Annotated in this window: 16 protein-coding genes and 1 tRNA gene; 5 read left to right on the forward strand and 12 right to left on the reverse strand. The window is 60.7% G+C overall.

What is annotated here, in order from left to right:
- Positions 1–11: 11 nt before the first annotated feature.
- On the reverse strand, positions 12–734 hold the full coding sequence (locus LB555_RS14730; RefSeq protein ID WP_015316392.1) for an NDP-sugar synthase: 723 nt from the start codon (positions 732–734) through the stop codon (positions 12–14).
- Between the two features lie 421 nt (positions 735–1,155).
- On the opposite strand from LB555_RS14730, the gene LB555_RS14735 reads away from it, so the two are divergent.
- Positions 1,156–1,827 carry a LuxR C-terminal-related transcriptional regulator gene (locus LB555_RS14735; protein WP_140715619.1) on the forward strand — a complete coding sequence of 224 codons (672 nt, stop codon included), beginning with the start codon at positions 1,156–1,158 and terminating at the stop codon, positions 1,825–1,827.
- Position 1,828: 1 nt separating this feature from the next.
- Here the strand turns inward: LB555_RS14735 and LB555_RS14740 are convergent, their stop codons facing one another.
- A complete protein-coding gene (locus tag LB555_RS14740) occupies positions 1,829–3,568 on the reverse strand; it encodes a PAS domain S-box protein (RefSeq protein WP_140660807.1) in 1,740 nt (579 codons plus the stop codon).
- A gap of 184 nt (positions 3,569–3,752) precedes the next feature.
- Here LB555_RS14740 and LB555_RS14745 point away from each other — a divergent pair, with 184 nt between their 5' ends.
- On the forward strand, positions 3,753–4,454 hold the full coding sequence (locus LB555_RS14745; RefSeq protein WP_224586269.1) for a helix-turn-helix transcriptional regulator: 702 nt from the start codon (positions 3,753–3,755) through the stop codon (positions 4,452–4,454).
- A 132-nt stretch (positions 4,455–4,586) separates the two neighbouring features.
- On the opposite strand, the gene LB555_RS14750 is transcribed toward LB555_RS14745, so the two are convergent.
- From LB555_RS14750 to LB555_RS14785, 8 genes are all read right to left on the reverse strand, one after another.
- Entirely contained in the window at positions 4,587–5,648 is a 1,062-nt protein-coding gene (locus LB555_RS14750; RefSeq protein WP_015316388.1) for a glycosyltransferase family 2 protein, read from the reverse strand.
- 1 nt (position 5,649) lies between these two features.
- Complete coding sequence (locus LB555_RS14755) at positions 5,650–6,957, reverse strand: lipopolysaccharide biosynthesis protein (protein WP_224683146.1); 1,308 nt, start codon at positions 6,955–6,957, stop codon at positions 5,650–5,652.
- A 34-nt stretch (positions 6,958–6,991) separates the two neighbouring features.
- Positions 6,992–9,226 (reverse strand): GumC family protein, encoded by a 2,235-nt coding sequence (locus tag LB555_RS14760; RefSeq protein WP_015316386.1) that lies wholly within the window; start codon positions 9,224–9,226, stop codon positions 6,992–6,994.
- Position 9,227: 1 nt separating this feature from the next.
- A complete protein-coding gene (gene asnB / locus LB555_RS14765) occupies positions 9,228–11,219 on the reverse strand; it encodes an asparagine synthase (glutamine-hydrolyzing) (protein WP_224683148.1) in 1,992 nt (663 codons plus the stop codon).
- Positions 11,219–12,481: an O-antigen ligase family protein gene (locus LB555_RS14770; RefSeq protein ID WP_140725775.1), complete on the reverse strand. Its 1,263-nt coding sequence runs from the start codon at positions 12,479–12,481 to the stop codon at positions 11,219–11,221. Before LB555_RS14770 ends, asnB begins: the two co-directional genes overlap by 1 nt.
- A complete protein-coding gene (locus LB555_RS14775; protein ID WP_041163711.1) occupies positions 12,478–13,689 on the reverse strand; it encodes a glycosyltransferase in 1,212 nt (403 codons plus the stop codon). The genes LB555_RS14770 and LB555_RS14775 overlap by 4 nt, the downstream gene beginning before the upstream one ends.
- 254 nt (positions 13,690–13,943) lie before the next feature.
- Positions 13,944–14,195 (reverse strand): hypothetical protein, encoded by a 252-nt coding sequence (locus LB555_RS14780; protein ID WP_140660803.1) that lies wholly within the window; start codon positions 14,193–14,195, stop codon positions 13,944–13,946.
- A gap of 176 nt (positions 14,196–14,371) precedes the next feature.
- Positions 14,372–16,081 carry a calcium-binding protein gene (locus LB555_RS14785; protein WP_224683149.1) on the reverse strand — a complete coding sequence of 570 codons (1,710 nt, stop codon included), beginning with the start codon at positions 16,079–16,081 and terminating at the stop codon, positions 14,372–14,374.
- Between the two features lie 404 nt (positions 16,082–16,485).
- Here LB555_RS14785 and LB555_RS14790 point away from each other — a divergent pair, with 404 nt between their 5' ends.
- The 3 genes from LB555_RS14790 to LB555_RS14800 all read left to right on the forward strand — a co-directional run bounded on the left by LB555_RS14790 (position 16,486) and on the right by LB555_RS14800 (position 20,751).
- Positions 16,486–18,240 (forward strand): type I secretion system permease/ATPase, encoded by a 1,755-nt coding sequence (locus tag LB555_RS14790; RefSeq protein WP_224683150.1) that lies wholly within the window; start codon positions 16,486–16,488, stop codon positions 18,238–18,240.
- Entirely contained in the window at positions 18,233–19,624 is a 1,392-nt protein-coding gene (locus tag LB555_RS14795; protein WP_015316380.1) for an HlyD family type I secretion periplasmic adaptor subunit, read from the forward strand. Before LB555_RS14790 ends, LB555_RS14795 begins: the two co-directional genes overlap by 8 nt.
- A gap of 107 nt (positions 19,625–19,731) precedes the next feature.
- Entirely contained in the window at positions 19,732–20,751 is a 1,020-nt protein-coding gene (locus LB555_RS14800; RefSeq protein WP_015316379.1) for an NAD-dependent epimerase, read from the forward strand.
- Between the two features lie 217 nt (positions 20,752–20,968).
- Here the strand turns inward: LB555_RS14800 and LB555_RS14805 are convergent.
- Positions 20,969–21,045: transfer RNA gene (locus tag LB555_RS14805), tRNA-His, on the reverse strand.
- Positions 21,046–21,396: 351 nt separating this feature from the next.
- On the reverse strand, positions 21,397–21,855 hold the full coding sequence (locus LB555_RS14810; RefSeq protein ID WP_015316319.1) for a phasin: 459 nt from the start codon (positions 21,853–21,855) through the stop codon (positions 21,397–21,399).
- Positions 21,856–21,864 lie beyond the last annotated feature (9 nt).

The following is a 21,864-nucleotide window of genomic DNA, read 5'->3' on the forward strand; positions in this document are numbered from 1 at the left end:
GCGCCTGGCCGTTACGCTGCCGCGGCGGCGACTTCGATGGACGCGGACTGCTCTTCCCAGGAAACCGTCTGCGCGTTCTGGAAGTCCTCGACGCGTCCGATGTCGAGCCAAAGACCCTCATGCTTGTAGACATGCACGACGCGCCCAGCCTGGAGCATCTGCAGCATGAGGTCGTCGAACCCAAACGGTATGCCGGATGGGATGAAGTCGAGGACGTCCGGGTTCATGCAGTAGATGCCCATGCTGACCAGGTGCGACAGCGCCGGCTTTTCGCGGAACACCTGGACGGTGTTGTCAACCTCGTCGATGACGCCGAAATCCATCTTGGTAAGCCGCAGCGAAGTCGCTATCGTGACGGAGTCCTTGTGCAGGCGGTGCGCCGCGGTAAACCGGCTGATGCTCAGGTCGGTCAGCACATCGCCGTTCAGGACAATGAAAGGCTCATTCAATTCGTCTCTGATCAAGGAAAGCGGCCCGATCGTTCCGAGCGGTTCCATTTCCTGCGTGTAGCGGATCCTCAGATTCCACTGCGAGCCGTCGCCGCACACGCTCCGGATCAGGTGCCCGAGATAGCCGGTAGTGACGTAGACGTCTTCGATTCCGCTACGCCGCAGCCATTTCAGCAGCAACTCGAGGACTGGCCGCGCGCCAATTGGCATCAGCGGCTTCGGCAAAACCGATGTAAATGGCCGAAGGCGCGTTCCCATGCCACCGCATTGAATTACCGCTTTCATTCGATCCTCCCTACGCACATGGCCAGAGTTGGCCTTGACGGCTGAAACTGCATCCGAAGCCAAGACGGCGAACCGCCTCGCGCAGCAGGGTTTCAGTTGTCCGAACCTGCGAGAGATTAGGGAGCCAACCGGGATATTGTCGTCGTGCGTTTGAATGGCACGGACGAATTTCTCTGATCCCGGAACCGTAGGGGACGAAACATATCCCGCGGACCTGACGGGAGTGGCCGAGACGCGCAACAGACCAAGGTCCCACTTGAATTACGATCGAAGGTAAACATTTTCCTAAAACCGAGCTACATTAGCGTACGGTAATTAGCAGGACGGGGTTGTAGGACGTCGGGGTCCACCTTTCTGGACGTACCGGCGCTCCTACAAGGCGCGGCCAGGTAGTGCGGGTTGTTTGTGCGTGGGGGTTTCTATGTACAAGATCGTCATAGCCGATGATCATGGCCTTTATCGACGTGGCTTGCGCATGGCGCTGACAGCCGGAATCCCTGGTGTCGAAATAATCGAGGCGACCTGTTTTGATGCCGTGGTTGGGCTCCTGGCCGAACACGAAACAATTGATCTTGCGATCCTGGACCTGAACATGCCCGGGCTGCTCACCCAGGAAGTGCTCGGCGACGTTCTCGCCGCCTATCCCAAAAGCAGGTTTGCGATTGTGTCAGGAAACGATTCACGATCGGAAATTTTGTTGGCCCTTTCAGTTGGCCTCCACGGCTACATCGTGAAGTCGCAGCCGGATGAGGAGGTGGTGCTGGCCGTCAAAGAGATCTTGTCAGGCCGCATCTATGTACCAGCCCTCCTGTCGCGAAGCTCTGGCGCAGCCGCGCCTCAGACGCATAGATCTCCCGTGGAGGCTTCGCACCAGGCCTTGGCCAGCCCAGGTTCTCTGGGAAGGCTCACGTCAAGGCAAAAGGACGTGCTCAAGCTTATGGCCGAAGGTTATTCGAACAAGGAGATCGCCCGCGATCTCGACATCGCCGAGGCCACGACGAAGATCCATGCCGCCGCAATCTTGCGTGAACTGGGAGTCCGAAACCGCACCGAGGTCGCTGTTTTGATGAGGACATGGCTTGGAACGATCTAAGTTAAGGCTGAATCTCGCCCTGGGATAGGCGTAGCTGATATCGCAATCCACCAGCCGACATTTCCAGTTTCGAAGAGTGACCGACCAAGGGCGTTCCATCGGCGCCAAGGACAATCGACCCAAAACCTTTCCGCAGGACAGGCTTGGCATTTCGGCCGCCTCGTTCGATCCAGTCGAACACGATGTCGCCGTCCGAGCCCTCGGGTGCGACGCCCCACCTTACCTCCACCTGGCCTTGGGAGTTCCCGAGCACCCCGTGCTTGACCGAATTTGTCGTGAGTTCGTGGACGACCATCGCGAAACTTTCCGCAGCGCCTCCGACGATTCTGACATGAGGCCCTGTGATCGTTGCTCTGTGTGCCTCCGCGTAGGGGCGAAGCGCATGTGCGACAATATCGCGGATCGTAGATGATAACTCTGCATTGTTGATCAACAGCAGGTGCGTGGATTCGAGCGCCCGAATTCGCTCTAAAAGATCTCCTCTGTACTTGGAAATATCCTGGTCTGAAGCAGGGATCATTTTCACGACAGCCGTGATCACGGCAAACAGATTACTGAGCCGGTGCCGCTGTTCAAGTATAAGCCGCTCCTGTCTTCTCACCGCAGCCCGCAACAGTGTCGTCTGCCGCCGCTCGGTAAGGTCAGCCGCGATCCCGAACCGCTGATGATAGCCATCGCGGATGTCCTCACGGCCGCGCAGGGCAATCCAGCGGAACTGTCCGTCCGACCGCCGAACTCGGACCTCTGCGTCGTAGTTGGCGGTTGCCGCGATGAATTCTGAATGGGCCCCGAGTTTTGGCCAGTCCGCCGTATGAATGATCGCCGACAGCTCGTCCAGAGGACGGGAAGCGGCTGGCGGCAAACCAAGAATTTCCCAAAATTGATCTGAACCGGAGACAATTCTCTCCTTGTAGTCCACGCGCCATGTGCCAAGCCTTCCGGCGAGCAGCGCAAGGTCCAGCCATTCCTTTTGGCTCAAGAGCGCTTCGCTTGCAGCCCTGCGTTCAGTGATATCCTCGAAGACGACAAATATGCCCATCGGCAGTTGTTTCTCCGGACCAGACCAAGAGAGGGTCACGCGAGCCCAGAAAACAGTGCCATCCTTCCTTCTCAAGCGCATTTCCAAGCCAAACGACGGCGCCTCCGCGCTTAGACCACGTCCAAGCCTGGCGAACAGATCGCGTTCGTCAGGATGAACGAGCGTTTCGATATGCTGGCCGACGAGCTCTTCCTGTGCGTAGCCGGACATACTGCACATGCACATGTTGACCTGCAGCAGCTCACCACGGTCATTTGCGGTCGCAAATCCCAAGGCGGCCCGCTCGAAAGCCCAGCGATATCGCGCTTCGGTCGTCTCGATGGCGGTAAGCCTGTTCTCGGCGACATCGAGCGCGCTCCTCAACTCCTGCCTTGAACGATGGAAAAGAAAGGCGATCATCCCGCCGGACAAGGCGAGGAGAATGGCCCCGGAAAGATCATCGCCGACCAACTGACCGTTCGCCGCCAGGCGAACTGCCAAGCCGACAGCCACCATGGCAAACGTGGCAGCCATCGCAGGCCAGCGGTCCTCCAGGAAGGCGATGATGACAATCGCCGGCACACATTCCAGAAAGGCCGCACTGCCACCACCTGTCAGCGACGATTTCATCTCGATAAAAAGGGTAGCCAGCAGGACGGCCGACGAAACCAGATGTTGTCGTAGCCTGTCCGACAGTACGGGACCGCCTATCCGCAATCTCATCCTGACTACCTACAACTTTTGGCTTAGCCAATGCGGCTTAGAGCCTTTGGTTATCGGACCTAGTGCTGCTGCTCGCTTTCGCGCGCCGAAATGTCAGCCTATCAGAATCATCAGAAGAAAGTTCCAACACTTAGCCCATGCGCTGGCGCCGATCTGACAGCGAAACCGGAAAGTGGTGACGACAATGAACCTGGTCGAACGGCCGAGAAGTACTGTTTTCCAAGTGCAACGTGCGATGGCGGCCATGGGGCCTGGCAGCAGGCCGTCTCCCTTGCGCCATGCCCAAAGCTCCGACCGGCAGGTTGAAAGGCCTGCTGCCGCCACCGAAGGTGACCAACCGCCGCTGCATTCTTTCCCGGGTATGCTTGATCGCCTTGGCTACGGATGTCTCGTGCTCAGCGAAACCAGGAAAGTCCTCAAGTGGAACGCCACCGCGCGCGTCATTCTCAGCGGTTATGGCAGCCAGGTCAACAACGCCGACGGCCTTTCGGGAGCGCTCAGAAGCCTGATCGCGAACGTGCCGTGCCACCTCAACCCCGGATCGTTTGCATGGATTGTGATCCGCAGCAGCGGAGATCGCCCCGTTGTCATCAACGAGCGCGGCCTCTTCGCAGCCGACAACACGATCGTCGTCGCCCTGTTGGACCGAGAGACGAAATCGGCGCCCAACCCTCAAACCCTGCAGCGAATGTTCGGTTTGACCGGAGCCGAGACACATCTGGCGGTGCGGTTGGCAAAGGGCTACACCCCGTTGGAAATCGCTGAAAGCTGTGCGCTCAGCCGGACGACCATCCGAACCCAGCTCGCATCACTGTTCGCCAAAACTGAAACCAGGCGTCAGGCAGAATTGGTCACCCTTCTCGCACGCGTCTCGGTGTTGCCCTAGTTCCCTGAACATCCGGGGATGATCGTGTCCAGCCTTGTGGCCACCGCAGGGGCGGCCGTCGTGAATCCGTGCCCCATAAATCGGTTCGGCGCGTGCCGCGTCCCGTGCGCGGCCTTGAACGGGTCAGCTCCATCACTGTCTTCGGGTATACCATGGCCCTAGGACCGGGCGGATCCTGAACAGGTATTCCACGAGGTACTGGCTTGCGATCTTCATCACTGATGGGCGAAGAATTTGCAGCGTGTCGCGGATAGTCACGGGCAAGGACTGGTGATGAAATCTGGCGGGTACGCGTGCAACCCGCAATGCTCGCAAGAGGCTCTCAGGGTCAGGAAGATTCCTTCTGTTTTCGAGCAGCTGCCAATTAAGCTGCTTAACCGCAAGCGTAACTTCGTCCACTTCCGTGTAGCTCTTCGATGTGGTGATGCTCGGATGGTTGGTCGCGTCGTAAAAAATCAGACCCTCATTAATCGCAACCATGTCTCCGTGACCGGCCAGGTCCACGAAGAACAGTTGGTCGACGCCGGCGGGGATCGATTTGTGTGCACGCATTCGGCATCCAGCCTGAAGAACCTTGCTGTTGATCAACAGTGTCGAGGGAATGATGCCGAGGCTCCTCGTCGTCCGGACAAGGTAAAGATCCCTGAGGCATTGCTGGCTCGAATAGACTGAAACGCGGTTTTGCTCCGATGGCGTCGAGCGGAGCATGATCCTGCCGTCTTCCACGATATTGGCTGCACAGGTCATGAATGCGGCCGAGGGATGCTCCTTGGACACCTCGGCAAATCGCTTGAGCGCGCCGGGCGCGAGCCAGTCGTCGTCATGCAGCAACTTGATCCAGGTGCCGGTGCAAGCCAGCATGGCATTGTTGGTATTCTCGACCTGGCCTCGCCCCCTGCCGTTCTCGACAATCCGGATGCGACCGTCGGCACGCGCATAGTCGTCGACGATCCTCCAGGACAGCCCTCCTTGCCCCTCGTCGTCGCTAACCACCAGTTCCCAATTCGCAAAATCCTGCTGGAGGATGCTGTCGATTGTCCTTCGAATGGTATCTGGCCTGCGAAAGGTCGGGATGGCCACTGAAATGAACGGCCGCAGTGTCACCAACTCCGCCGACCCCTCATCTTGCGAAGGTCCGACCCCTGTTGGCAAGGCTGCGGAAGGAAGGGCGTCGCGACTGTCCATCTGCGTCATGTTATCTTTCCTCCAAGGCGATGCACCGGCTGCGAGGCGACGTCTCGTCCGGTTGAACACTTTGCTTCAACAGATAGAGAGAGGCTGCCGTCTTGATGAAGAAGCCCCCGGCGCCGCCGGCAGCCATGAGATAAATGACAGTGAGAGGTTCCCAGCCAGCTCTGGCGCCGGCTAGAAGCGGACCAAACACGAGCACCGTCCTTACGGCATCGACGACCAGGCGCACCTCCTGCCGTCGCAGGAGAGCCGGCACATCCTGAAGCGGCGTCGACAAAGCTTGCACCGCGCCCATGAAAGCCAGCGCCGTCATGATTTCGGCGGCGGGCAGCCATGGCCGTCCCAATAGGGGTACGACGAGCTGCGGTGCGGCGAGGCCAAGAGCCAGAATGGGCAGTGAAGTGAGCCCGCCGGCAAGGATCAGCAGGCCTCGTGCGAGGCCGAGCAGATGCCTGCGGCCGCCGCCCTTATTGGCTTCGGCGACGAAGACATTGCTGAGCGGCGTGGCAATGAGGGTGACGGGGCCGGTGACGAGCCGCGACGCGACGCCCAGATAGCCAGCATAGGCGGTCCCGAACATCGAGCCGACGAGTATCGCCGGAAGGTTGTTGATGGCGAAACTTGCGACCGTTGCCGGGATGTCGAACAGTGGAAATTTGTATTCGCGCCTGGCCTTTTCAAAGACCGTTTGCCACGGCGCGCGGGCAATACCGCACACGTCCTCCCAGCGGAAAATCCGAACGCCAAGGAACCCAATGAAGATGAATTGGCTGAGAATGTGAGCGTGCACCATCGCCTCTCCTCCGAGATGGACGATGCCGAACATCAGCTGCAACAACGCCATCGTCGCGGGCAAGATCAAGCGGCCGAGCGCGAAGTCGCGCAGCAGGCCGGCACGCAGGCTCCAGCAATTCATGGTCTCCACAAGACCTGCGCCTGCCATGCCGATCGGAACCAGCCACACAAGGTCAACAGCGCGGACCGGAACGGTGCTCGACAACATAACCCCCGCCGTCAAGGCAAGAACGCCGGTTGCCGACACGGCCAAAAGAATGAGCTTAACCGTGACGTATGCCTGCGCGTCGCTCTTGACGCCGTACAGCGAAGCCTCAAAGCGCAGTGCCGCGACCGCCCCCACTATGTTCACGGTCGAAAGATAGATCGTGAACAAGCCGAAATCAGCAGGAGAATAGAGCCTGGCCAACACCGGAATGGTCGCGACAAGAATGAGCTGACCGGCAATCGCCATGGCCGACACGCCACCGGCCGCTCGAAGGACCTTGCCGATCGGGCTTTGCGGAAGTCGGATCATGGCGAGCCTTGCTTACGGCCGGTGCCGGTCGAATTCATGAGATCCTCTCGCGCAAAAGATCGGCACTGTCGCCAAACCGATACCTGCCGTACCGGGTGAGGTTCACCCGGGTAAGGACGCTCGCCACCGGAACCGAGAGCGTTCCGTCGCTCAGGAGCTGCTCCACCACCCCGCGCGCGACATGCCGCGAGGTTCTTGCCCAGCGAACGGTAACGAGAACCGCGTCCGCCCAGCTCTTGAGGAACATGGCTTCTGGCCCAGCCAGCCCCGATGGCCCGTTTATGATGACGAGGCTGTACGCCGAGTGCAAATCTTCCCTGCACTTGGCGGTGTCGACACGCGCCAGGAGAGCCAAAAGATCTTCTGCAGGTGCCATGGTCGTCAGGTCGATGCCAATTTCGGGAATGCTGGCGACCGCGTCATCCAAGGTACAACGACTGCTGATGTAATCCGCGAAGGAATGACGAGCCTTGGGTCCGTTGAACTGGCGCAGAAACTCGGGCGTAAGTTGGGAGCCCGCCCGCTGGAGATCCACCAGAAGAACACGATTGCCCAGTCGGGTGGCCGCCAAGGCCAGGCCCCACGCAAGCTCGGTCGCTCCGTCAGCCCGGACGCTTGGCGTGAGCAGGATCGTGTGCGGAGCACGACCCCTTGCCTGATTTGGCGCGGCCGCGACCAGCAGCGACGTCACCGCACGGCTGTAGGCCGACTTGGGCTGGCCCAAAACCAAGTCACGCAACTGTTTGGCGTGCATCCTGCCCGGTTCGGGCACGAGCCCCACGCACGGTATCCTGAGCACGGCTTCCGCCTCCGCTTCACCGCGCAAGGTGCGATCGAAGCGATTTCGCATGAGGACCAAAACGGCGCCAAGGAGGCCGAACGCAATCATTCCCGGTGGAACCAAAAAAACCGGCGGCAATGTCTGCGGAATTGTCGGCGGCCATGCAACGGAAAGGACCGAGACCCCGGCGGACGGAGCTCCGATGCGCCGCTTCAGGTCCTGCTGGCGGCCGAGAAGTTCGTTGTAGCGTTGCGTCAGGAGGCTGACTTGAGGTTCGAGCGCCCGCAAACCGGCGAGCCGGCTGGCCGTGTCGGCCGCGACCGCATCGAGCACACGCATTCGATTTCCCAGAGCCTCGACCTGGGCACGATAGATGTCCGCTTCAGCGACGATATCAGCGATTACCTTTTCGATCGCGACGGAAAAGGCATTGGCCAGATCCTTGTCCGCTGGCGCCCTGGCCACGCGAGCCGAAAGGTCGGCCAACTCCTGCGTGCCGGCGGCCTCGGCCAGGGTCGCGGCCGGCGCGCCCTGCTTTCGAAGCTCCTGGATACGCTGGAGCCGGGACTCCAGCGCCGCCAGATCCGCTTTGGACATCGATATCTGTTGGCTGAGATCCGCCCTCTCCCCGGCCACCTTGTCAGCCGAGCCTTGATCGACCGCGCCATGGCTCAGCCGATACTCCTCGAGCCGATTGGACGCATCCACCAGTTCATTCTGCAGTTTGGGCAAACTGGCGACGACGGCGTCAAGTTCCTGCATGTTCGACGCCTGACTTTTCTGCGCGAGGTCGTCGACATAGATCTTGGTGAATGTGTTGGCCACCAGCGCCGCGCGCGCCGGGTCATCGTCCGAGAAGCCGACGGAAATGACCCGGGACCGGAGCTCCTGTCCGACCCTTACCCCTTTGCGCAGCGCTTTCATCTCGGCGGCCTCTGCTGCTTGCGGCGCATTGGTGGATACAACATCCCGCGGCCAAAGGCGCTTCAGCAGATCGCCAGCGAAAGAGTGCGATGTCGGCGGATCGGCGGGCGTTGGCCCCTGGCTGGAGCTTCCCTTCCCGGCTTGCGGTTGTGCGGTCGCGTTGGCCGGGCTCGGTTGACGCAGCGCTGCGGCGACTCGACGAAGGTGACTCTCCGACGAGAGCATCGTGATGTGGTCGTCAATGCTTGAATCGATCATGTCCTGCGCTGAGCCCGGGCTGGCGGGAAGGGCCGCCCTGGCAGGAGCGTCTATGATAAGCTGGCTGGTGGCTTCGTACATGGTAGGGCGGGTTATTCCCGCCAAGGCCGCCAAGATGCCGCCGACAACCGCGAAGAGCAGAATGATCCATTTCCTGCTCGCCAATGTCACCAGCAGTTGGCGAGACGGGGTTGCTGAATTCGGGGCGCTTCTGGGAGGCCGTACGCGGGCCCTGCTTTCAGGAGCCGGGGCAGCCACCGGGGTGGCTCGTGGCAATTCAATTCGGCTGACTGCGGAACCCGCCATTTCATACTCCTGCCAGATCGAGTTCACGGGATGAGTTCGATGCCGACGCCTGCCGCTTGGCCTCGTTGCACCAGGCTTGAAACATCAGCACCGACCACAGTTCACGGGAGCGGTCCTGTCCTGCAACGTGATCGCGCCAGCAGGCGTCCACCTTTGTGCTGTCCAGCAAGCCTTCGCCCTGGTTGCGAACATCGGACAGAATATCGGTGGCCCAGCTGCGCAACGGGCCCCGCAGCCAAGCCGCGATCGGCACGTCGAAGCCCTGCTTCGGCCGGTCGATCAGCCGTTGCGGAAGATAACGACGCAGCACATTTCGAAGGATCCACTTGCCTCTGCCGTTGCGAACCTTCATGGCAGCCGGAAGGCGCCAAGCGAATTCGACGGCGCGGTGGTCCAGCAGGGGACAACGCGCCTCGAGGCTGTTGGCCATGCTGGCTCGATCCAGTTTGACGAGAATGTCACCAGCGAGGTAACCGGACATGTCGTCGTACAGGAGGCGAGACAACAGCCCGTCGAGCCGCGGTGCGGAGACTATGGATGCAGGAGTCTCGTGCCGGGTGAGGTTTTCGGCCGATGATCCCGTCAGCCGCCTCTGCAGCTCGTCTTCATCCTTCGCGGCGAGAAGCCAGGCGAAGCGAGTGAGCCGATCGCTGCGCAGCGCATGCCGCACATGCGACGGAAGTGGCAGGTTGCCAATGAAATCGTGACGAGCCGCCCTGGACAGCATCCCTGCGCCGGCCGCCACCGTTCGTCGTGCACTTGCGGGTAGACCTTGGTACCGTTTCAGCCGGTCCGCCATGAAGTGGCGGCCATAGCCTGCAAAGCACTCGTCTCCGCCGTCCCCCGACAGCGCCACGGTCACGTGCTGGCGGGCCAGCCGCGCCACCAGCAGAGTCGGTATCTGCGATTCGTCGGCGAATGGCTCATCCCACACCGTTGGCAGTTCGGGGATCACGTCACGCGCGGCGGCGGCCGAAAGGTGTAATTCCGTGTGGTCGGTGCCCAGATGGCGCGCTACCTCGGCGGCGTAAGGGGCCTCGTCAAAGCCGCTCTCCGCGAAGGCGATGGTGAAAGTGCGCACGGGATTTGGAGATTGAGCCTGCATCAAGGCTGCAACGGTAGAGCTGTCGACGCCTCCCGACAGGAAACCGCCCAACGGAACGTCGGCGATCATGCGCTCGCGAACGGCAAGCCGGAGCAGATCATCCAGTTCATTGGTCAAATCGTCGTCACTGCCGGCGATCTGGTGTTCTCGCCCGTTCTTGGCGACTTCGGCCAGCGACCACCAGCGACTTGCGCCCTGCGAAAGGGATGCGCCGCCGCGCCCCTCCGCCACAGTCGCGGCCGTGAGGGTCAGGACCGAGCCGGGTGGCAGCTTGAAGACACCTTGCCAGATGCAACTCTGATCCGGGACCCACCCCTTGGAAAGCATTGCGGTGGCGGCATCCAGATCGATCTCCGGAGAGTAGCCCGAAAAGCGGCTGATTGCTTTCAGTTCGGAAGCAAAGACCAGCGCATGCCTGGCTGAAGCGACGTAGAGGGGCTTTTTGCCCAATCGATCCCGGGCGAGATGGAGGGTCCTCGTCTTCAGGTCCCACAAGGCGAACGCGAACATGCCAGCAAAACGCTGGAGTGCGGCCTCGAGGCCCCAGCTCTCGATCGCACACAACATGACTTCGGTGTCGCTGGTGCCGCGGAAATGGTGACCGACGCCTTCAAGCTCGAGACGCAGGTCACGGAAATTATATATCTCGCCGTTGAAGGTGATCGCATACCGACCGCTTGTGGACAGCATGGGCTGTTGCCCCGTTTCCGACAGATCGACGATCGCCAGCCGCCTGTGGCCTAAGGCAATGCCTGCTTCGCGATCCGTCCAGAGTCCTTCGCCATCCGGACCGCGGTGACGAAGCGCCATCATCATTTGCCCGATCTGATCGAGCGACTTGGGGTCGGCAGCATTGGACGCGAGAAGTATCCCGGCTATCCCGCACATCACATCACCTCTGAAGGCTCAAGCTCGCGCCGGAAAACGCTTGGCGTTCCCGCGACGAGGCAGAAGGTCAATGCAAACCACACGATCGGATGACGAATGATGAGGTGCGGTATGCTGAACACGGCTGCGGACGCCACGAGCACCAAAAGCGCGTCGTAGCGAGCGCGCCAGGCGGACATGGCCGCCAATCCAACGATCCACAGCAAGGCGATGACCGCGACCAGCCCGCCCTGCAGATAGAGGTCGAGAACCGTATTGTGCGCTTCGAACGGCCGCTCCAGAAATTGCATGTCGGCCGTCGGCGGGCGCTCCAGGTGGGGGCCAGGACCGAGGCCGAGCGATGCCGATTGCAGCCCCTTCTGAAGCGCCTCATCCCACAGATAAACCCGAAGTTCGAATGTTTCAGCCGTGGCCTCGCCGCCTCCGTCCTTGGTGAGGCTCTTGGCAAAATTCGCCGCAAAGCTTTCCTCGCTAAGAAGATAGGGGGTCATCGCTATCACCAGGGGGACAGCGCCGACCATCAGCAGAAGTGCGATCTGCCTGGGCAGGCTGGTTCGATTGCCATCGGATGCCAACCATGCCTTCAACCGTAACCCGAGGAAGGCGACGCCGCTTACAATCGTGGTGTAGAGATAGGCATCGCTCCTGGTCAGGCGGCCGACAAAAAAGATGAACACGAGGCTTGAGAGCGCAAGGGCCTGACCCCACCGGTTGCGAGTAGTGGTTGCAAGGTGCAGCGCCAGCGGACCAAGAAGCGCGCAATAGAGCGCGAGCTGGTTCGGGTTTTCAGACCAGCCGCGGAAGCGGTCCCAATACCAGGGATCGACGCCGGGCTGATGGAGCCAACCCCACGCGATGGCGAGTTGGATGGCAAATATCGCGTCGGCGAACGCGATCGCCCACCAACCGCTGCGTCGAAGACGACGCCCCGCGTCCGGCTCAACACTCGCCAGGCAAGTGATGCTGGCCAACAGCACGTAGGCCATTGTGTCGTGCAACAACCCTGTCGGGTAAAGCAGGGTGGTCAAGTAGCCGACGATCGTGCCGATCCCCAATGCGAGAGAAAGGAGCAGCCAAAAAGTCGCGAGTTGCGCGAAGGCTGGTGTCGCTTCGACGCGCCCGCCGACCAACATTCGTCCGGCCGACAGCATGATCCAAAGCGCCAGGAGCAGTTCGCCATAGCCGAATGGCATGCCGGGGACGGAGAGCTGCGACGCGGCTGACAGGATGACACCGCCGGCAAGCAACGCGTCGCGCATCATTGCCGCGCCCCGTCCAACCGGCGGTTCGCAATGCCGCTCTCCAGAGGCGATGGAGCAAGCAAGCCGCGAGATTTGGTCCTGAGATTGCTCTTATAGACATCGCAGTACTGGTCGACGATGCCCGGCAGGGCAAAACGCTCCCTGACAAGCGAGGCGGAGCGCTGCCCCATGGCCGCTCCCAAGGTGCGGTCCGACAGTATGTCGACTATCCGGTCCGCAAGGGCGCGAGCATCGCGCGGCGTGACCAGATAACCGTTCCACCCATCTTCGACGACGTCGCTGCAACCGGGCATTCGCGATGCGACTATCGGCAATCCAGCGAGTCCGGCTTCCAGCAAGACGCGCGGAACGCCCTCGCGATATTGCGTTGGGAAGGCGAACAAATCAGCCATGCCAAGCAGACTGGGGACATCATGCCGTTTGCCCAGCACGGTTACATGAGAAGCAAATCGTTGGATTTCGGACTTTTCGACGGCGAATGGTCCTTCCGATTCCCGTGGGCCAACGAGCACGAAACGCGCATGAGGTCTTTTGGAGAGAATGTGCGGAATCGCCTCGAGAAGGGTCGGAATGCCCTTAAGGCGGGTGAGCCGGCCGACAAAAATGACGATCTCGGCCGATTCCAGTCCGAATTCCCGCCGCATTGCCGCTGGTGATGAGGCAAGACGTCTTGCCACCGCGAATGCATTGACGTCGATGCCCGACCCCTGAATAAGGCGTCCGCTGCCGCGTGGGATCAGCCGATAGCGCTCAAAAAAGGCTTGGTCGTCGCGATTTTGGAAAACCGTGGCAGCAGTCCAGAAGGAAGCAACCCACTGCAGACCGCAGAAGGCGGGCCGCATGGCCAAGGCTCGCGGCTCCAGCGATGAGAAGGTCCAGCCCAAGCCGTTGATTGTGCGGACGACCGGGACTTCTCCCCGCACCGCCAGCGGGGTTAGCAAATTGGGTTTCGTATCGAAGCTTTGGACAATGTCGGGGCGGAGTTCCCGCAACAACCTTCGCAATGTCCTGATCGTCCCGGCTTTGCCGCTGCCATTGGCAAAGCGATTGAACTCGTAGCGGCGGTGCGGAATGCCGTGCCGTAAAAACAGAGCTTCATCGCCCGTCGAGACTGCGGTGACCCGAAAACCCCGCTCGCGGAGTTCCATCAGAAACGAGATCCTCAGGGCGTGATCCTCGCCGCCGATGCAAACCAGGTGTGGGTTCATCGTGCCGCTCCCGAAATCCAGCGGGCCTTCGGCTCCCATAAGCGGCTCGAACTTGGATCGTTTCCCATGGCCCGATTTCGTTGCGATTTACACCAGCAATTCAGGCTACGGGCAGGGCTGGCCGTTGTCCTCGTCCGTTCGAATGACGCAACTAGAACCATGCTTGCGTGCCAACGGCGCAAGGATCAGACCGCGGGCTGGACTGTTTGGATCGAGACGCCGTGCGCTATGGGATCAGCCGCGCGAATGCGCATTCATCGCGAACGGGTGATCGGACTATCAAGATTGCTCGTTGGGGTGGGTTGAGGTCGATCCGAGAACGTATATTCATAGGCTCGGCGGCGGCCGTCCTGCTCGAATACCCGGATCCAGCGGACCTCGGAAGCACGAAGCGTGATTTCCCGGTTTGTCGCGAGCTTGGCTGCTCGAAACGGAGTTGGTGCGACTACCTTGTGGGTCACCACGACTTGGCCGGCGAAAATCTCCTCGACTTCGTAGCTTGGCACGTCATCCATCCCCTGCGCGATGGCACCAAACCACGATCAAGGCAGAATGTTCCCGCAATGCCTCGGACGGCAGCCGTTTTTAGCCCAAAAAGCGGCGTGCGCGCTCAACTCGACGGCGAGCGGAGAAGCCGACCGGCAGGAGCGCTTAGCTCCTGCCGGAAGCACAACCGCGTGCGTCAAACCACGAAAAAGGAGCTCGCGCCAATTGAGAGATGCGGAGCAACGGTCGCAAACTGCGTCTGAGCATGGCCGCCGATACCGTCACTGTCGAAAGAGAGCGCGCCGGTCGAACTGTTATAGATGACGTGGTCGCTTCCATCATGCGCACCTTTGCCGATGTGGAAGTTCGCGGCCGAAAGGGCGCCCTGCTGGAGTCCGGTGAATACGCTGTGATCAAGTTGGATCTTGTCCTGGGAAACCTTGAAGTCGGTTATCTTGTCGACATTTCCAGAGCCAAGCGCGGTGTTGAACACGAAGACGTCCTTGCCGCCAAAGCCCGTCAGCGTATCGGAACCACCCCCGCCATTGATCTTGTTGGCGCCGGCATTTCCTTGGATCGTCTGGGCAAACTCGTTGCCGGTCAGGTTGATTTGCCCCGTTCCCGAAGCCTGCGTGGTCGCAAGTTTCTCGACGGATGAGCCCGCCGAGAGAGCATAGCTCACCGAGGCGAACACCGCGTCCTTGCCGTTGCCTGGCTGCTCCACCACCTTGTCATGCACATTGTCGACAAAATAGGTGTCGTTGCCGCCATAGCCTTTCATTGTATCGGCGCCGCCTCGACCATCGATCTTGTTGGCGCCGTAATTGCCATTGATCGCCTGGCCGAACTCGTTGCCCGTCAAGTTGATCGTATGTGTGCCGCCCGTCTTGTCGGTCGAGAGTTGCTCGACATGCGAACCAGCAGACAATGCGTAGCTGACCGAGGCGACCACCTTGTCGAAGCCGCCGCCTGATGCCTCCATCACCTTATCATGTGCATTGTTGACATAGTAAACGTCGTCCCCGCTGGTCGAATGAAATACGTCCGCGCCAGGGCCGCCATGGAAGATGTGATGGGTCGACTGCGTGGGATCGGGGACAGTCGGCGTGGTGGGCGTAGGCGTTGTCGGCTCGGAACTCGGAGGCGGTGTCGAAGGACTAGGGCTGGCGAGGTTGTGCTGGCGAAAAACGGCCTGCAACTCAGGGGAGTTCTCCAGGGCGGTGTCGCCATTCTGAGAACCCCAGGCATACGCATAGTCGAAGGCTGGGGACGGAACCAGCTTTGCCCAGTGATCGATCATCGTTTGCATTTGGGTCGACGTTGGCATGACATGCTTGCCGCCGGTGTCCGTCTGCCAACCGCCGCCGCCAAATGTCTGATATACAGGAACGATCTTGTCAGCCGGAATGCCTGATTTCACGGCCGCTGCCACGGCTCTGTCGATCATGTTGTAGTCGACGCTGCTTATCCCCGTGCGAACCGGGTATGGGTCCAGTCCATAGTAGTCGATCCCGGTGTTGGCGGGATTATAGGTGTTGGAAAAGTCCGGGTTGGTGGACGACCCCATATTCATCATGGTGATGAAGGTCTTGGCGCCCGGGAAGTGGGAATGGATCCAGTCGGATTCAGCCTTCAGATTTGCCGCACTCGCGTAGGTGCCCCATCTGCCGGTAGGATCCGGCTCGTCCATCAGGAAAAATCCAAACACTTTTGGATTGTTGAGGAAGGGCGTGACTTTTTCGATGAACGACGAGGTCACCCCGTCATGAGCGCTTAGATAGACAAGCCCCTTCATTCCGCTGGGCAGCTCATTGACCTGCGAAAGATACTGAACGTCCGCCAGGTTAAATCCGGCGCCCGCAACTTCGGCAGCCGAACCGCCTGATGCATAATGGAGAGTCGCCATGCGTTTTCCTTCTTGTTTGGCAACACCCCGCCCTGGATGGGGGTTAGACCGAAAGCTACATTAGATGAAAATCACATACCAACATCTTTGAACGAAGTTTTTGATCGCTGTGGGGATGGCCACATCAATGGGTCAGTGCAATTTACTGTAAAGTCAGTGGCTTGCAGCGAAATCTGCGGGTTTTCCACTGACGACCGCATGCACAGTTCTCCACTGTTTTCACAGGCACCCCTCTCCCCACCCCGACTCCCGGCCACGATTTCGCTTCATTTTGCATAAAGTTCGCCATATGTTAGCTAGCCATCATGTCCGGGGGGCGCATGTGATATGGTGGAATCAGAAAAGGTTACCCATCGGATGAACAAAGAAAGACACGCGACAACGTGGTGTCATAGCAATAAGCTATGAATAAAGAGCCACAAAGCGCCTCTCCGCTACGCTCCGCAATACTAGACTGCCTGCCTGGAATAGCTGGCATCGGACTCTTTTCCGCAATGATAAACATCCTTGCGTTGACCGGATCCGTTTACATGCTGCAGGTCTATGATCGCGTCCTGCCGTCGCAAAGCGTCCCGACCTTGGTCGGGTTCACCATCGGAATGCTGGGCCTCTATGCGGCCTACGGTCTGCTCGATTTCGTGCGGCTTCGTCTACTGGTCCGAATCGCCAGTCGATTCTACTGCAGTTTGCAGCAGAGAACATTCGCAATTTCGTTGCTTCTCCCGCTCAGGGCCGGTCGAGAAGCGGACCGGGTGCTTCCGTTGCGGGACCTCGATCAATTGCGCGGATTCCTTTCGGGAACGGGGCCGACGGTTCTTTTCGACGCGCCGTGGATCCCGTTTTATCTGCTCATTATCTACATGTTGCATCCGTCGCTCGGCGTGCTTGCGACCTTCGGCTCCGTCGCCGTCGTCGTGCTGACCATCGTGGCTGAGATCATCAGCCGCCGCCCTGCGGCGCTGGCGTCTGAAGCGATCCTGACACAGCGCACGCTTGCTGATTCCGGCCGTCGGAATGCCGAGGTGGTCCACGCGATGGGCCTCTCCGAACGGCTGGCGGGGCGCTGGGGCGAAGTCACTCACGCCTATCTCTCCTATCAGGAGCGGCTCTCCGACATCGTGGGTGGAATCAGCTCGCTGTCGAAGGCGCTTAGGATGGTGCTGCAATCTTCGGTGCTAGGGCTCGGCGCGTATCTCGTCATCGGAGGCGAAGCATCCCCTGGCGTGATCATCGCGTCGTCGATATTGCTGGGTCGCGCGCTAGCCCCGGTCGATGCGGCGATTGCGAACTGGCGGGGTTTCCTGTCCACCCGGCAGAGCTATTCCCAGTTGAAAGCGGCGCTCCGTGCGTTCGAGAGTCCAATCGAATCCATGAAGTTGCCGCCGCCAGAGGCTCGCCTGGCGGTCGATAGTTTGGCGGTAGCGCCTCCGGGTACACCCAGGCCGACGCTCATCGATGTAAGCTTCCAGCTTTCGAGCGGCGCGGGAATGGCCGTTATCGGCCCAAGCGGCTCGGGAAAGACAACATTGGTGCGCGCGCTGGTGGGAGTTTGGAGCCCTCTGCACGGCACGGTGCGGCTGGACGGGGCCTCTCTCGACCAGTGGGACGCGCAACGGCTCGGCGCCCACATTGGCTATCTGCCGCAGGATGTTGAACTGTTCGACGGGACGGTGGCGGACAATATTTCGAGATTTGGCGGCAAGAGCGACCCCCAGGGCGTGCTCGCCGCGGCGAAAGCCGCGGGCGTCCACTCGATGATCATGCATCTGCCGGCAGGCTTCCAGACGCGCATCGGCGAGGGAGGAAGAGCGCTGTCGGCAGGGCAAAGGCAGCTTATCGGCCTTGCCCGGGCGCTCTACGGCAACCCGTTCCTGGTCGTGCTGGACGAGCCAAACTCAAATCTCGACGTTGAAGGTGACGCCGCCCTGGCCGGAGCCATCATGGCCGTCCGCCAGCGTGGAGGTATTGTGATCGTTGTTGCACACAGGCCATCTGCCCTCACCAACATCGATCAGGTCATGGTCCTGGCGGATGGCAGGCTGCGCACCTTCGGCTCGCGCGAGGAAGTGCTTGCCGGCATGCGGCGGCCGCCCTCGCCTGCCGCGCAACGTCCATCTTCGATCGCGCCCATCCACTCGGGAGTGACCGGACATGCGTGACATCTTGCCCCGCGTGCTTGCGTTCATGCCGACACTTGCCCGGTTCGGAACTCGAGATCAGCCCGCCGAAACCGACTTGCCCAAGGTGCCAGACAGCATCCTTGCGCCAGGGACCCTTTGGCCAAGCATGACGCTGGGGCTCGTTGTGACTGGCCTGCTGGTGGTCGGCGGCGGAGCATGGCTTGGCTTGACCAAGATAGCCGGCGCCGTGATCGCGCCCGCCACGGTGGTGGTCGAAAGCAACATCAAGAAGGTCCAGCACCAGACCGGCGGCACGATCGGCGGCATCTTTGCGCAAGACGGCGACCATGTTCGGGCCGGTGACATATTGGTCCGGCTGGACGGCACGCTGCCACGGGCCAATCTGCAGATCATCAGCGAAGATCTTGATCGCACCACGGTGCGGCTTGCGCGACTGGAGGCCGAACGCGGCGGTTTGCGTGAAATGCAGCTTCCAGCCGGCCTTGAGGCCGGGATGCCAAAGCCGGAGCTGGCCGCCCTTGTCAGCGGCGAGCGCGCTCTGTTCGAAACCCGTGCCTCGGCATTGGCCGGGCAGAAGGCGCTCTTGTCGAGCCAAACAAAGCAACTCGAGCGTCAGATCGATGGCCTGAAGGCCCAGCAGGTTGCAGCCGATGAATCAGCGGCGCTGCTGAGCACTGACCTTACGGATGTCGATGCCCTCTATTCGAAGAAACTGGTGTCCAAAGAGAGGATCAGCAACGTCAGGCTGGATGCGACGCGAGCCAAGGGCGAGTCGGGGCGACTGGCAGCCGCGGTAGCAGAGGCACAGGCCAAGATCAGCGAGATCGAGTTGCAGATTCTGCAGCTCGACGAGCAACGGCGAAGCGATGTGACCGGTGAACTGCGCGAGACTGAAGCCAAGCGCACCGAACTCAACGAACGCAAGATCGTGGCGCAAGACGAACTGACCAAAACCGAGATCCGCGCTCCGCAATCCGGCACAGTTCAGCAGTCGTCCGTTCACACTGTCGGCGGCGTGGTCGCCCCGGGCGAACTGCTGATGACGATCGTTCCCGAGGCCGACAACCTTGTCGTGGACGCGTTGATCCCTCCTTCCCGCATAGACGACGTCAACCCGGGACAGAGCGTTTCGATCCGGTTTCCAGCTTTCGATGCCGGGACTACCCCTGTTTGCAACGGCTCCGTCAAGTACATCTCGGCGGACCTGATCAAAGATCCGCAACGCCAGCTTTCGTACTTTTCGGCCCGTATCAAGGTCGACAGTCAGTCGGAGTGCTTGAAGGAAGCCAGGCAACTCAGACCGGGCATGCCGGCGGAAGTTCACATCCGCACGGATGAACGCAATGTCTGGTCGTATATGCTGAAACCTCTCACGGACCAGATTTCCAGGGCTTTCCGCTAAGCAGGCCTGGAGTTCGCATGCCGGCAGTCCAGCCCGAGAGCCATGGGCTGGACATATCATGCGTCCGCAGGATGCCGGCTTCACGATGCAACCTATAATGCCTTCTGATGAAGGTACTGGTCACCGGCGCTGCCGGCTTCATAGGCTATCATGTCGCCAGGCGGCTCCTGGAGCGCGGTGACGAGGTTGTCGGCATCGACAGCATCAACGATTACTACGACCCGCAAATCAAGCAGGCGCGGCTGCGGCTCCTGGACGAGGCGAGCCGCAAGACCAATGCCGGCTATCATTTCATCCATGGCGATCTCGCCGACAGGGGCGTGGTCGACGGCTGCTTTGCCGACCATGCCTTCGACCGGGTGATCCATCTCGCCGCCCAGGCCGGCGTGCGCTACAGCCTGGAAAACCCGCGCGCCTATGTCGAGAGCAACATTATCGCCTACACCAACATGCTCGAGGCCTGCCGCGGCAGCCGTGTCGGGCACCTGACCTATGCCAGCACCTCGAGCGTCTACGGCGCCAACACCGACATGCCGTTTTCCGAGCATCGTCCGGCCGACCATCCACTGCAGTTCTACGCCGCCACCAAGCGTGCCAACGAACTGATGGCGCACAGCTACAGCCACCTGTTCGGCCTGCCGACCACGGGGCTGCGCTTCTTCACCGTGTACGGTCCCTGGGGCCGCCCTGACATGGCGCTGTTCCTGTTCACCAGGAGCATCCTGGCCGGTGAGCCGATCAAGCTGTTCAACAACGGCAACCACACGCGCGACTTCACCTATGTCGAGGACATCGCCGAGGGCGTGATCCGTGCCAGCGACAGCCCCGCCGCGGCCAACCCGGCCTGGGATTCCGGCCGTCCGGATCCGGCGACCAGCAGCGCGCCCTGGCGCATCTTCAACATCGGCAACAACAATCCGGTGAAGCTGACCGCCTATGTCGAGGCGCTGGAAAACGCGCTCGGCCGCAAGGCGGTGATCGAGCTGCTGCCGCTGCAGGCCGGCGACGTGCCCGACACCTTCGCCGACACTTCGGCGCTGCAGGCGGCGGTCGGCTATCGCCCCCGCACCTCCGTCACCGAGGGGGTGGGGCGGTTCGTCGAGTGGTACCAGGATTTCTACAGCTGACGGGTCGGGTTCGCGAGGCCCGGGCCGCAGCCGACGGTTTAAGAGCGGGGCGTGGTTTTGCGGGTCGAGCCATCACTTACTGATGCGCCGGAACACCGCGAAAGTTGCGGTGCGCGAGAGCAAGGGGCGCAGCATCGAAGGCGATGCAATCAGGAAAGGACCCGCTATTGGAAAAACCTTCTCCAATAGTTTCGACCGGTTATGGGGAGAGTGCTAGTGGTACCGTTGGCTGGGATCGAACCAGCGACCTCCGGATCCACAATCCGGCGCTCTAACCATCTGAGCTACAACGGCACGTCTTAACGTTGGTAGCAGGATCGGGGTGGAAGGTTCACTCTCCGCGATCCGCTCTTTCGTTCGGCGATGCGTCCTTACGGGCTTATGAATTCTAATTCAAGGCTTTTGCAAAGCAAAGGCCACTTCCCTACAGCGGCGCCCCTTTCGCCGGGCAAAGAAAAAGGCCGGCGGGAGGAGGTGCCGGCCTTTTCCTGTTACGAGCCAGCGGGAGGAGGTGCTGGCTGGTCACCCCGAAGAGCAGAGGGAGGAGGTTCCACTCGCCGGGTATTCGCTCGGTCGCCACTATCTCACATCTATTTGTCCGACAAAATGCGACCTTTTGTTGCATCCGCGGACGATGCGCACTTGTTAGGCGGCCTTGATTTCCTTGATCGCCTTCTCGAAGGCGGTCTTGATCGGCTTCGAGACGTCCTCGGCCGCCTTGGAGGCAACGGCCTGGAAGTCCTTGGCCTGCTCGACGGTCAGTTCGACGCGCTTACGCAGGAACGCGGTCTGCAACTCGATGACTTCCGACAGCGACTTCGCGCCGATCAGGGCTTCGAGATGCGAGAAGCCGGCCTCGGCGTTGGCGCGCAGCGCGGTGATGGTCTTGAGCGACAGGTCGCTGGAAACAGCCTTGGCGGTTTCGTAGGTCGACTCCAGGGCCTTCTGGGTTTCCTCGGCACCGGTCTTGAGCTTGGCGTAGGCCTCCTTCGACTGCTCAACGCCCTTTTCGGCGAAAGCGCGCATCTGGTCGGTGGCCTTGGAAGCGTCGAAGCTCGGGAATTCAACGTTTTCGATCGTCTCGGCGGTCTTGGTCCTGGACATTTTCCATCC

The organism is Mesorhizobium sp. BR-1-1-10 (genome assembly GCF_020165595.1).
Lineage (GTDB): Bacteria > Pseudomonadota > Alphaproteobacteria > Rhizobiales > Rhizobiaceae > Mesorhizobium > Mesorhizobium australicum.